This window comes from Rhizobium terrae, assembly GCF_003425685.1.
Lineage (GTDB): Bacteria > Pseudomonadota > Alphaproteobacteria > Rhizobiales > Rhizobiaceae > Neorhizobium > Neorhizobium terrae.
Window position 1 is genome coordinate 185,594 of sequence record NZ_QJKM01000010.1, and the last position, 12,029, is coordinate 197,622.

Consider the following 12,029-nt stretch of genomic DNA (forward strand, 5'->3'; position numbering starts at 1 on the left):
AATGGCGGCCTCTTGACCGCGAGGCAAAGGCCCTCCATGTCGGGAGGTCAAGAATTCCGCCTGGACCTAAAAGGTTCCGGGCCAAGCCTCTATTGCAGAGAAGCAAAATGAATGTTGTCGTCGTAGAATCTCCCGCTAAAGCCAAGACCATCAATAAGTATCTCGGCTCCGGCTATAAGGTTCTCGCCTCTTTCGGCCACGTGCGCGATCTTCCGGCCAAGGATGGTTCGGTGCTTCCCGACCAGGATTTCGAAATGTCCTGGGAGGTCGATGCCGCGTCCCAGAAGCGCATGAAAGACATAGCCGACGCAGTCAAAGGCTCGGACGGCCTTTTCCTCGCGACCGACCCGGATCGCGAAGGCGAGGCCATTTCCTGGCACGTGCTCGATCTGTTGAAGAAGAAGCGCGTGCTGGGCGACAAGCCGGTCAAACGTGTCGTCTTCAACGCGATCACCAAGAAAGCCGTGCTCGACGCGATGGCCGCCCCCCGCGATATCGACGTGCCGCTGGTGGATGCCTATCTGGCCCGCCGCGCACTCGACTATCTGGTCGGCTTCAATCTCTCGCCCGTCTTGTGGCGCAAGTTGCCCGGCGCCCGATCGGCCGGCCGCGTGCAGTCGGTGGCGCTGCGTCTCGTTTGCGATCGCGAATCGGAGATCGAGCGTTTCGTTTCGGAGGAGTACTGGAACCTTTCCGCCCTGCTTCGCACCCCGCGCGGCGACGAGTTCGAGGCAAAGCTCGTATCCGCCGACGGCAAGCGGCTGCAGGGCCGTGCGATCAAGAACGCAGAGGATGCCAACCGGTTGAAGGCGCTGCTCGACGGCGCGGCCTATACGGTCGATACCGTCGAGGCGAAACCGGTCAAGCGCAATCCCGGCCCGCCCTTCACCACCTCCACGTTGCAGCAGGCTGCATCCTCCAATCTCGGTTTCAACGCGTCCCGCACCATGCAGGTGGCCCAGAAACTTTATGAAGGCGTCGATATCGGCGGCGAAACCCTCGGTCTGATCACCTATATGCGTACGGACGGCGTGCAGATGGCGCCGGAAGCGATCGATGCGGCGCGGCACGCCATCGCTGACCAGTTCGGCGACCGCTACCTGCCGGAAAAGCCGCGCTTTTATTCCACCAAGGCGAAAAATGCCCAGGAAGCGCACGAGGCGATCCGCCCGACCGATTTCAACCGCTCGCCGGACAAGGTGAAGCGTTTCCTCGACGCCGATCAGGCCCGTCTCTACGAGCTGATCTGGAAGCGCGGCATCGCCAGCCAGATGGCGTCCGCCGAAATCGAGCGCACCACGGTCGAAATCCTCGCCGACAACAGCGGCCAGAAGGCGGGCTTGAGGGCCGTCGGCTCGGTCATCCGCTTCGACGGCTTCCTCGGCGCCTATATGGACAGCCGCGAGGATGCCGACAAATCGGAGGATGACGAAGAGGACGGCCGCCTCCCGGAAATCAACGCGCGAGAAAAGCTCGACAAGCGCAAGGTGAATGCCAGCCAGCACTTCACCGAGCCGCCGCCGCGTTATTCGGAAGCCTCGCTGATCAAGAAGATGGAAGAACTCGGCATCGGCCGCCCCTCTACCTATGCCGCAACGTTGAAGACACTGTCCGACCGTGAATATATTACGGTGGACAAGCGCAAGCTGATCCCGCATTCCAAGGGGCGGCTGGTGACGGCCTTCCTCGAAAGCTTCTTCACCAAATACGTGGAATACGACTTCACCGCCGATCTGGAAGAAAAGCTCGACAAGATTTCCGCCGGCGAACTCGACTGGAAGCAGGTGCTGCGGGAATTCTGGCAGGATTTCTTCAGCCAGATCGAAGACACCAAGGAACTGCGCGTCACCAACGTGCTCGATGCGCTGAACGAAACGCTTGCGCCGCTGGTCTTCCCGAAGCGGGAAGACGGTAGCGATCCGCGCATCTGCCAGGTCTGCGGTACCGGCAATCTTTCGCTGAAGCTCGGCAAATACGGCGCCTTCGTCGGCTGCTCGAACTATCCGGAATGCAATTACACCCGCCAGCTTTCTTCCGAAGGCGGTGCGGAAGCGGAGGCGAACGGCCTCAACGAACCGAAGGCGCTGGGCGCCGATCCGCATACGGGCGAGGAACTGACGCTGCGTTCGGGCCGGTTCGGGCCCTATATCCAGCGCGGCGACGGCAAGGAAGCCAAGCGCTCGTCGCTGCCCAAGGGCTGGAGGCCGGAGGATATCGATCATGAAAAGGCGCTGGCGCTGATCAACCTGCCGCGCGACGTCGGCCAGCATCCCGAATCGGGCAAGATGATTTCCGCAGGCCTCGGCCGCTATGGGCCGTTCCTGCTGCATGACGGGACCTATGCCAATCTCGAAAGCATCGAGGACGTTTTCTCGATCGGCCTCAACCGCGCCGTGACCGTGCTTGCGGAAAAACAGAGCAAGGTCGCGGCCGGCGGCGGGCGGACCCGCGGCACGCCGGCGGCGCTGAAGGAGCTCGGCGACCATCCGGATGGCGGCTCGATCACCGTGCGGGACGGCCGCTACGGCCCGTATGTCAACTGGGGCAAGGTCAACGCCACGCTGCCGAAGGGCATGGATCCGCAGTCGGTGACGATGGAACAGGCGATGGCCCTCATTATCGAGAAGGGCGGCAAGGTCGCGCCGGCCAAGGCCAAGCCCGCCAGGAAGGCGGCCGCCAAAGCAGACGGCGATACCAAGAAGGCCGCTCCGAAAGCCAAGGCCACCACCAAGGCCAAGGCGCCGGCCAAGAAAGCGGCTCCGAAGGCGAAGAAGACGGGAACGTGAGAGAACCGCGCGACAGATCGAGACCCTCGGGGCGACGCCCGGACAGGACAGCGGACGGAACGGGGCGCGGCAGGATAGCCTCCGCGAGCGAAAAGCCCGCAATCATTCAGGGCGCCGTGCCTCCGCGCGAGGTGCTGCTGGAATTCATCTCCGACAACCCGGACAGGGCCTCGAAACGCGAGATCGCCAAGGCTTTCGGGTTGAAAGGCGACACCCGGGTCGAGCTGAAGGACCTGCTCCGGGCGCTGGAAGAGGAAGGCCTCCTCAAGAAGGACCGGAAATCACTTTCGCGCCCGGGCGCCCTGCCTCCGGTCACCGTGCTCGACATCACCATGCGCGACAAGGACGGCGAGCTGATCGGCCGACCGGCGGAATGGCCGGAGGAACAGGGCGCGGCGCCGGCCGTGCTGATCCGCCAGCCGTCCGAAAATCGCGGCAAGGGCAAGACGCCGGCGGCCGGCCTCAACGACCGCATCCTCGCGAAGATCTTCCCCAACAAGGACCGTAGCGGTCCCGCCTACACGGCCCGCGTCATCAAGGTTATCGACAAAAGGCGCGGCGCCTCGCTCGGCGTCGTCCACAAGCTTTCCGACGGAGAGCTTCGCCTCCTGCCGATCGACCGGCGCGGCGAGGAAATGGTCATCGAGCATGCCGATATCGGCGATGCAAAGGACGGCGATCTCGTCGAGTCGGAAGTCGTGCGTTCCGGCCGTTTCGGCCTGCCGCGCGCCCGCGTGCTTTCCGTCGTCGGTTCGGTCGGCTCGGAAAAGGCGATCTCGATGATCGCCATCTACGCCCACGGCATCCCGCACATCTTCCCGAAACAGGTGATGGACGAGGCGGAAGACGCCAAGCCGGCGACAATGTCGAAACGCGAAGACTGGCGTGACGTGCCGCTGATCACCATCGACCCGGCCGACGCCAAGGACCATGACGACGCGGTCTATGCCGAGCCCGATCCCTCGCCCGACAATCCGGACGGGGTGATCGTCACCGTCGCGATCGCCGATGTCTCCTGGTATATCCGCCCCGGCATGGCGCTCGACCGCGAGGCGCTGAAACGCGGCAACTCGGTCTATTTCCCGGACCGCGTCGTGCCCATGCTGCCGGAGCGCATTTCCAACGACCTCTGCTCGCTGCGCGAAGGCGAGGACCGGCCGGCGCTCGCCGTGCGCATGACATTCTCGAAGGAAGGCCGCAAGGCGGGCCACACCTTCCATCGCATCATGATGAAGAGTGCGGCGAAACTTTCGTACCAACAGGCGCAGGCGGCGATCGACGGCAAGCCGGACGAGAAGACCGGGCCGCTCACCGATCCGATCCTCAAGCCTCTGTGGCATGCCTATGGCGTGCTGAAGCGCGGACGCGACCGCCGCCAGCCGCTCGAACTCGACATGCCCGAGCGCAAGATCGTGCTGAAATCCGACGGCACGGTGGACCGGGTGTTCGTGCCGGAACGGCTCGATGCCCACAAGCTCATCGAAGAGATGATGATCCAGGCGAACGTCGCCGCCGCCGAGACGCTGGAGAAGAAACGCCAGGCGCTGATCTACCGCATCCATGACACGCCCTCGCTCGCCAAGCAGGAAACGCTGCGCGAGTTTCTCGCGACGCTCGGCATTTCGATGGCCAAGGGCGGCCAGATGCGATCCAATTCCTTCAACGGCATCCTGTCGAAGGCTGAAGGAACGCCGCATCAGGTCATGGTCAACGAGATGGTGCTGCGCTCCCAGAGCCAGGCGATCTACAGCCCGGAAAACATCGGCCATTTCGGCCTCAACCTGATGAAATACGCGCATTTCACCTCGCCGATCCGCCGTTATGCCGACCTTATCGTGCATCGTGCTCTGGTGGGCTCGCTGGGGCTCGGTGAAGGCGGCATCACGCCGGACGAGGAAGCGCAGCTCGACGATATCGCCGCCGAAATCTCGACCTTCGAGCGGCGTGCCATGGCGGCCGAGCGCGACACGATCAACCGGCTGATCGCCCATCATCTTTCGGAGCGGATCGGCGAGGAATTCGAAGGCCGCGTCTCCGGCGTCACCAAGGCGGGACTATTTGTCTCGCTGCCGACCTATGGCGCGGACGGTTTCATCCCTATATCCACCCTTGGCAACGACTACTTCATCTTTGACGAGGCGCATCAGGCGTTGTCCGGAGAGAAGACGGGTCTGGGCTATCAGCTCGGCGATACGGTCGATGTGCGGCTGAAGCAGGCGATCCCGCTTGCCGGTGCGCTGCAGTTCGAGATGCTGAGCCAAGGCAAGAAACTGCCGACCGCGACCCGCTCGTTCCACAAGTCGGGCCACAAGTCGGGCCACAAGTCGGGACGGCGCGGCAGGCCGACACCCGGCACGCGGCCGCCGCGCGGCCGAAGGAGATAGGAATGCGAGAGAGCGAACAGACGGTTCGATACGGAGGCGCACGAGAGGCGGAGCGGCCTCTTGGACGCTCGATCAGGCGCGGCCTCGCCTGCCGCTGCCCGAATTGCGGCGAGGGCCGCCTGTTCCGGGCCTTCTTGAAGCCGGTCGATGCCTGCGCGGTCTGCGGCGAGGACATGTCCCATCAGCGGGCCGACGATCTTCCCGCCTATCTGGTCATCGTCGTCGTCGGCCATGTGCTGATGACCGGCTACATGCTGACCGACATGGTGTTTCGCGTCTCCCCCTGGATCCATCTGGCGATCTGGGTGCCGCTCGCGGTGCTTGCTGCCCTTCTCACCATCCAGCCGATCAAGGGCGGCGTCATCGGGCTGCAATGGGTCTATCGTATGCATGGCTTCGGCGGCCATGACGACGAAACGATCGATCCGGGCCATCCTGCGCGCAAGGACGGACCTGTCGCATGATCTCCTCGAATGAGGAACATGCTCCGTCCGCAATGGACGCGCTCAAACATGCCCGTATCGCCGGCGTGAAACCCAAGGATGCCGCATCGCTGATCCTGATCGACCGTTCGGCGCCGACGCCTCGGGTTCTGATGGGCCGGCGCGGCAGCGGCCATGTCTTCATGCCGGATGTCTACGTATTCCCGGGCGGCCGGCGCGATGCCCGCGACCATGCGCTGCCGTTCTCCGGCGATCTTAATCCGCTCGTCTTCGAAAAGCTGCTGGCCGCCGCGCCGGGCCGCATGAGCCTGGCGCGTGCCCGCGCGCTGGCGCTCGCAGCACTTCGGGAACTGCGCGAGGAGACGGGGCTCGGGGCGCCGGCAGCCGCAGCCGATCTCTCGCGCCTGCGTTATGTCGCCCGCGCCATCACCCCGCCCGGCAATGTCCGCCGCTACGATACCCGCTTCTTCCTGGCATTTCTCGACGAAACGGGCTTCGACGTAAACCATTTATGCGATTCTACTGAACTTCAGGACGTGGGCTGGCTTGACATTGCGGCGCTTTCCGGTCTGAAACTCCCGGCCATCACGAAGACGGTATTGGAGGATGTGAGGAACCTCATGGCCGCCGATCCGTCTTTACCCTTTGGAAGCCCGGTCAACTTCTATTTCATGCGACGTGGACATTTCGTCCGCAGCCGACTGTAAGGAATGGTGAATGCCCCTGCCGACGACCGACGAAAACGGCCATGTCGAAGAAATTCATTGGCCGTCGCTGATCGCCGCCATCTCCGCCATTAGCGCGGTCGGCATCGCTATCGGACTCGGCCTGCCGCTTCTCTCCATCATCCTCGAGAAGCGCGGCATCGCATCGACCCTGATCGGCCTCAACGCGGCGATGGCCGGCATCGCCTCGATGGCCGCCGCTCCCATCACCACCAAATTCGCGCATGACTACGGCGTGGCGAAGACGATGATGGTCGCGGTTGTAGTCGCAGCACTTAGCGCCATCGGCTTCTTTTACGCGGACGCCTTCTGGATGTGGTTTCCGCTGCGCTTCACCTTCCACGGCGCCACGACGACGCTCTTCATCCTCTCGGAGTTCTGGATCAACGAGGCCGCACCGCCCCGCCGCCGCGGCCTGGTCCTCGGGATCTACGCCACCGTGCTGGCGATCGGCTTTGCCATCGGTCCGCTGCTCTTCTCGGCGCTCGGCAGCGATGGCATCATGCCGTTTCTCGTCGGTGCGATCATCATCATGCTGGCGGTCATCCCGATCTTTATCGCCCGCCGTGAAAGCCCCGTCCTCGATACCAAACCCGAACGGCACTTTTTCCACTATATCTTCCTCGTCCCGACGGCAACCGCCGCAGTCTTTGCCTTCGGCGCGGTGTCGGCCGGCGGCCTTTCGCTGTTCCCGATCTACGCGCTGCGCGAACAGTTGACCGAGGCTCAAGCCGCGTTGCTGCTGACCGTGATGGGCGCCGGTAACATGGCCTTCCAGATCCCGCTCGGGCTTTATTCCGACAGGCTGAGAGACCGCAGGCCTCTCCTGGCGATCATGGCCGTCCTCGGCGTCCTCGGCTCGCTCGCCCTACCCTTCCTGATCGAGCACTGGATCCTGATGGCGGTGATTCTGTTCTTCTGGGGCGGTTGCGTTTCCGGCCTCTATACGGTCGGCCTTGCGCATCTCGGCGCGCGGCTAAGCGGCCCCGATCTCGCCGCCGCCAATGCCGCCTTCATCTTCTGTTACGCGGTCGGCACGGTTGCCGGCCCGCAAGGGATCGGCGCCGCCATGGATGTCGCCGGCAATGACGGCTTTGCCTGGGCTTTGGCCGGTTTCTTCGGCTTTTACGTCGCAGTTTCCGTTTGCCGGGTCATTTTCCGCTCAAAACGAGGTTGACTTTTCGGACGCGATTTGTAATTTCGCGCCAGATTTTGCCGTGGGCCTCACACGCGCCCGCGGCTTCATTTTTCTTAGAGGCAGAACACCATGGCGAAAGCTACGACCATCAAGATTAAGCTGCTGTCGACGGCTGACACCGGTTTCTTCTACGTCACGACGAAGAACAGCCGTACCATGACGGACAAGATGACGAAGACCAAGTACGACCCGGTTGCCAAGAAGCATGTCGAGTTCAAGGAAACCAAGATCAAGTAACTCTTGATCTCTGGAATGCCCGAAGGCGCCGGCCTCAAGGTCAGGCGCCTTTTCTTTTGCGTCTTTTCAGGTTTCGTGTGATCTGGGATGATGGTCTGGCCGTAGAAACGGAAAACGCCGCCTCCGAAACCGGAAGCGGCGTTTCAAATGGGGGTCGACCAGCCTGCAATCACGGCACGAGGAACCGTTTTTGGTATGCCTGCCAGTCGACCGACCCCACGACCCAGGAGATGCGGCGGACCTGAGCATCATGGGGTATCTGCGTCCCGTTGGGGAGCCTTGTTTTCGTTGAGGTCAAAGTTGCGCAAAACGAAAAGAAAATCAACAGATTCTTAATTCCACCCCTGATCTGTTTGGGTTGTTGGTTAAAATTCATGGCCAAAATCGGCGATCAGCATCCGATCTTTGATATAAGTCAATAGTCTATCTGAGGAACTTGTATTCTTTCCTTCAAGCGCACTTCTAGAAACATATGCCCTACGTCAAGAATATTCCGAACGGTATTTACGCACCCCTTGCGTCGCGCCAAAAATCTTGATGCAGAATGGCAAATTTATTCTGGAGCGGAAGGTCAAGATGGACCACCGATACATTCAAATTCACTTTCATTCCCCTGCCGCCGTCAGATTTTCTGACTGGTGTTCATGAAAGTTCTTCCATCAATTCGCACCCGCAAAAAATCGTTATCGATGCTCATTAATGATCGATCAGGAGGCGTTTTCCACACCGGTTTGGGCGCGAAGAGCAGGTTAAAGCTCTTATTTTAGAATTAAATGATTCTCTTATGCAGCGGCTGCAACAACGCGATTTCGCCCGCTGTTCTTCGCTTCGTAAAGCGCGCGGTCGGCCTGCTTCAAAAGCTGCTCCGGGGTCTCCGCGCCATGGGTGTTGCAGGCGATGCCAAGCGATGCGGTGATGTTGAGCATTACTCCCGCCGTCTTCAGCGCGAAGGGATGGCTTTCGACGATACTGCGCAGACGCTCGGCGATGGCAGCGGCAGCAGCGGCGTCCGTATCCGGCATGACGACCACGAACTCCTCGCCGCCGTAACGGCAGGCGAGATCGGCTCCCCTCACTGTCGAGCGGATCCGGCCGGCGAATTCCCTCAGCACTTCGTCGCCCGCGTCGTGCCCATAGGTGTCGTTGACCGACTTGAAGCGGTCGATATCGGTGATGCACACCGAAAGCGCCCTGCCCCGCGCCGCCGCACGATTGAACAGAACCTTCAGATGGTTGTCGAGGTAACGGCGGTTGTTGAGACCCGTCAGTCCGTCGGTCACCGCGAGTTCGATCGTCTGGCGGACGCTCGTCCGCAGGCGGTCGTTGTAGCGTTTGCGCTTGATCTGGGTCAGCACGCGCGCGACGAGCTCGTTCGGGTCGATCGGCCGGACGATATAGTCATTCACTCCGAGATCGAGCGCCCGGACGATCATGTCGTCGGCACCGAGTTCGGTGACGAGAAGCAGGGGCAGGAAGCGGGTTCGCTCCAGGGAGCGGAGCTGCGAGCAGAGGCGCAAGGGATCGTAATCGTCGAAATTGGCGTTGACGATCACCAGATCGATCGGATTTTCGGCCGCCTCGAAAAGAGCCGCCTGGGGGTCGGACATGGCGATCACACCGGCCACCGGCTTCAGCGCCTTGACGATCCGCTCCTGGGAACTCGCCCGTCCATCCACGAGCAGGACCTGGGCCATCTCGTCGCGACCGTCGGCGCCCTTCAGCATATCTTCGAGCGCGATATTGTTCGCCGTATGGGCACGGATGCGAAGTTCGTCGCTCAGCGTCTTCAGCCGTACCAGGCTCTTCACCCGCGAGACGAGCTGCAGATCGTTGACCGGCTTGGTGAGAAAATCGTCGGCACCGGCCTTCAGTCCCCGCACGCGATCGGAAGGCTGGTCGAGCGCCGTCACCATGACCACCGGGATATGAGCGGTGCGCGGATTGGCCTTCAGCCGCTCGCAAACCTCGAATCCGTCGATGCCCGGCATCATGATGTCGAGGAGGATGAGGTCCACATGCGTGCTGTCGCAGATCGCCAGAGCCTTGTAGCCGTCATCGGCGGTCAGGACATCGAAATATTCGGCAAGAAGCCTCGCCTCGAGCAGCTTCACGTTTGCCGGAATATCGTCGACTACCAGGATGCGCGCCGTCATGACGTCCGTTCCGATCTCATGCGTCGCCCAGATAGGTCTTGATGGTCTCGATGAATTTCGGCACCGAGATCGGCTTCGAGACATAGGCCTCGCAGCCGCCTTGACGGATGCGTTCCTCGTCGCCCTTCATGGCGAAGGCGGTTACCGCGATCACCGGAATAATGTGCAGCTCGTCGTCTTCCTTCAGCCATTTGGTGACCTCCAGGCCGGAAACTTCCGGAAGCTGGATGTCCATCAGGATGAGGTCGGGACGATGCTTGCGCGCGAGATCGAGCGCCTCCATGCCGTTGCGGGTCTGGATCGTGTCATATCCCGATGCTTCGATCAGATCTCGGAAGAGCTTCATGTTGAGCTCGTTGTCCTCGACGATCATCACCCGTTTGGGCATGGCGATGCGTTCCTTAAATCCCGCCTTGCAAGCGTGCTCTCAGTATATAAGCTCGCCGGACGGTCGATTCCACAGAGCTCTTTTGAGGCACGGTAAGGCCATTTAGTTGAAAAAGAGGTAACTTGACGAGTGAAGCGGCATACGACTGGAAATACCAGCAACAATACAGCCGAGGCGGAAGAGACGGCGGGCGCCATTTTAGGCTGGCTCGCCAATGAACCGGAAATGCTCGGCCGTTTTCTGGCGCTTTCCGGCGTTCAGCCGTACCAATTGCGCCAGGCGATAAACGATCCGGGCTTTCTCGCCGGCATGATCGACTTCCTGATGGGACACGAGCCGACATTGCTCGCCTTCTGCGAGGCGACCGGCACGAATCCCGAGACCGTGGCCGCCGCATGGAACCATTATTCGGGCCCAGGGCCTGGTCCAGGCGAGTACTGAAATGACCGAAATCCTCGATATCTCGCATATCCGTCTCAGCGATCGGCCGCTCGTCGTCTGCGATGTGGACGATGTGGTGCTGCATTTCGTGGCACCTTTCCAGGATTTCCTGCGCGGCGAAGGCCATGAACTGCTGCCGCGCTCCTTCCGGCTCACCGGCAATATCGTCTCCACCGACACCCAGATCGCGCTCGAACATGGCGATGTCCGGCGACTGATCGAGGCTTTTTTCGAAGCCCAGGAAAGCTGGCAGCATCCCTTCGATCTCGTCGGCCATACGCTCGAGGCACTTTCGACCGAAGCGGACGTCGTTTTCCTGACGGCGATGCCGCCGCGCTACCGGGAGCATCGCCGCCGGCTTCTCGACCGGTTCGGCCTTCTCTTCCCGCTGATCGCCAGCGAAGAGTCCAAGGGGCCGATCATGAAGCGGCTGCACGCCGGGCGCGGGCTTCCTTCCGTGTTCATCGACGATATGGCGCACAATTTGCATTCGGTAAGGGATCACCTTCCCGATACGCTGCTTCTCCACATGATGCCGGCCTCGCCGCTGCATGTCCTTGCTCCCAAACCGGCCGACGACATCGTCCGGGCAACGGACTGGGAGCATGCGGCCGAACTGATCCGGGCCCATATCCAGCGCCGGGCGGCCTGACATCAGAGTTCCAGCCGCATGAGCGGCCGTCCATCCTTGCGGCGCGCCACTTCCTTGAAGCCTGCGGCTTCGAAAATCCGGAGCGATCCGACATAGAGGCCGAGCGACTTGGATTGCTTGGCCCGTTCCATGGGACAGCCTTCCAGAACACGTGCCCCGCCCTCGCGGGCGAAACGGACCGCGGCGCCGAGAATATCGTGGCTGGCGCCCTTTCCCCGATGGCGGGCGCCGATGAAAAAGCAGCTTACGGCCCACACCGAGGGATCTTCCGCATCGGCGGGATCGAGCGGCCGCGAGACGGTACGCGGCGAATTCCATTGCGGCACATCCGAGCGAGGCCCCACCTGCACCCATGCGATGGGCCGCCCATCGAGATAACCGAGCACGCCGGGCGGCGGCCCCGCCTCGATGCGCCGGTGGATGAACGCCTTTTTTGCCTCGCCATCCAAAACCTTGCGCTCCGCCGCCGGCATGCGGAAATAGGTACACCAGCAGCCGTAACAGGCGCCGCTCGGGCCGAACAGGGTTTTAAAATCGTCCCATCTGTCGGGCGTCAGCGGATAGGCTGTGAAGACTTCCATACCGGCTCGCTTCTCTCTTGAGAGTCACAAGTTTAAGGCCT

Annotated in this window: 11 protein-coding genes; 8 read left to right on the forward strand and 3 right to left on the reverse strand. The window is 61.8% G+C overall.

Features of this window, described 5'->3' with window-relative positions:
- Positions 1 to 107: 107 nt before the first annotated feature.
- The 6 genes from topA to rpmG all read left to right on the forward strand — a co-directional run bounded on the left by topA (position 108) and on the right by rpmG (position 7,773).
- Positions 108 to 2,786 carry a type I DNA topoisomerase gene (gene topA / locus DMO26_RS20040; protein WP_117193936.1) on the forward strand — a complete coding sequence of 893 codons (2,679 nt, stop codon included), beginning with the start codon at positions 108 to 110 and terminating at the stop codon, positions 2,784 to 2,786.
- The gene (gene rnr, locus DMO26_RS20045; RefSeq protein WP_117193937.1) at positions 2,783 to 5,170 is read left to right on the forward strand and encodes a ribonuclease R; all 2,388 of its coding nucleotides are present in this window, start codon (positions 2,783 to 2,785) and stop codon (positions 5,168 to 5,170) included. Before topA ends, rnr begins: the two co-directional genes overlap by 4 nt.
- Before the next feature lie 2 nt (positions 5,171 to 5,172).
- Positions 5,173 to 5,634: a DUF983 domain-containing protein gene (locus DMO26_RS20050; protein WP_117193938.1), complete on the forward strand. Its 462-nt coding sequence runs from the start codon at positions 5,173 to 5,175 to the stop codon at positions 5,632 to 5,634.
- Positions 5,635 to 5,666: 32 nt separating this feature from the next.
- Positions 5,667 to 6,320, forward strand: coding sequence for an NUDIX hydrolase (locus DMO26_RS20055; protein WP_226951366.1), 654 nt, complete (start codon positions 5,667 to 5,669; stop codon positions 6,318 to 6,320).
- A 10-nt stretch (positions 6,321 to 6,330) separates the two neighbouring features.
- Entirely contained in the window at positions 6,331 to 7,515 is a 1,185-nt protein-coding gene (locus DMO26_RS20060) for an MFS transporter (protein ID WP_117193940.1), read from the forward strand.
- A 90-nt stretch (positions 7,516 to 7,605) separates the two neighbouring features.
- Positions 7,606 to 7,773, forward strand: a complete 168-nt coding sequence (gene rpmG, locus DMO26_RS20065; protein WP_003547442.1) for a 50S ribosomal protein L33 — start codon at positions 7,606 to 7,608, stop codon at positions 7,771 to 7,773.
- Between the two features lie 782 nt (positions 7,774 to 8,555).
- Here the strand turns inward: rpmG and DMO26_RS20075 are convergent.
- Both DMO26_RS20075 and DMO26_RS20080 read right to left on the reverse strand, forming a co-directional pair.
- Entirely contained in the window at positions 8,556 to 9,926 is a 1,371-nt protein-coding gene (locus tag DMO26_RS20075) for a PleD family two-component system response regulator (RefSeq protein WP_117193942.1), read from the reverse strand.
- 16 nt (positions 9,927 to 9,942) lie between these two features.
- Entirely contained in the window at positions 9,943 to 10,314 is a 372-nt protein-coding gene (locus DMO26_RS20080) for a response regulator (RefSeq protein ID WP_085423079.1), read from the reverse strand.
- A gap of 129 nt (positions 10,315 to 10,443) precedes the next feature.
- Here DMO26_RS20080 and DMO26_RS20085 point away from each other — a divergent pair, with 129 nt between their 5' ends.
- Positions 10,444 to 10,755: a DUF3572 domain-containing protein gene (locus tag DMO26_RS20085; protein WP_117193943.1), complete on the forward strand. Its 312-nt coding sequence runs from the start codon at positions 10,444 to 10,446 to the stop codon at positions 10,753 to 10,755.
- A gap of 1 nt (position 10,756) precedes the next feature.
- Entirely contained in the window at positions 10,757 to 11,407 is a 651-nt protein-coding gene (locus tag DMO26_RS20090; protein WP_117193944.1) for a hypothetical protein, read from the forward strand.
- A gap of 2 nt (positions 11,408 to 11,409) precedes the next feature.
- Here the strand turns inward: DMO26_RS20090 and DMO26_RS20095 are convergent, their stop codons facing one another.
- On the reverse strand, positions 11,410 to 11,988 hold the full coding sequence (locus tag DMO26_RS20095; RefSeq protein ID WP_117193945.1) for a GNAT family N-acetyltransferase: 579 nt from the start codon (positions 11,986 to 11,988) through the stop codon (positions 11,410 to 11,412).
- Positions 11,989 to 12,029: the final 41 nt, after the last annotated feature.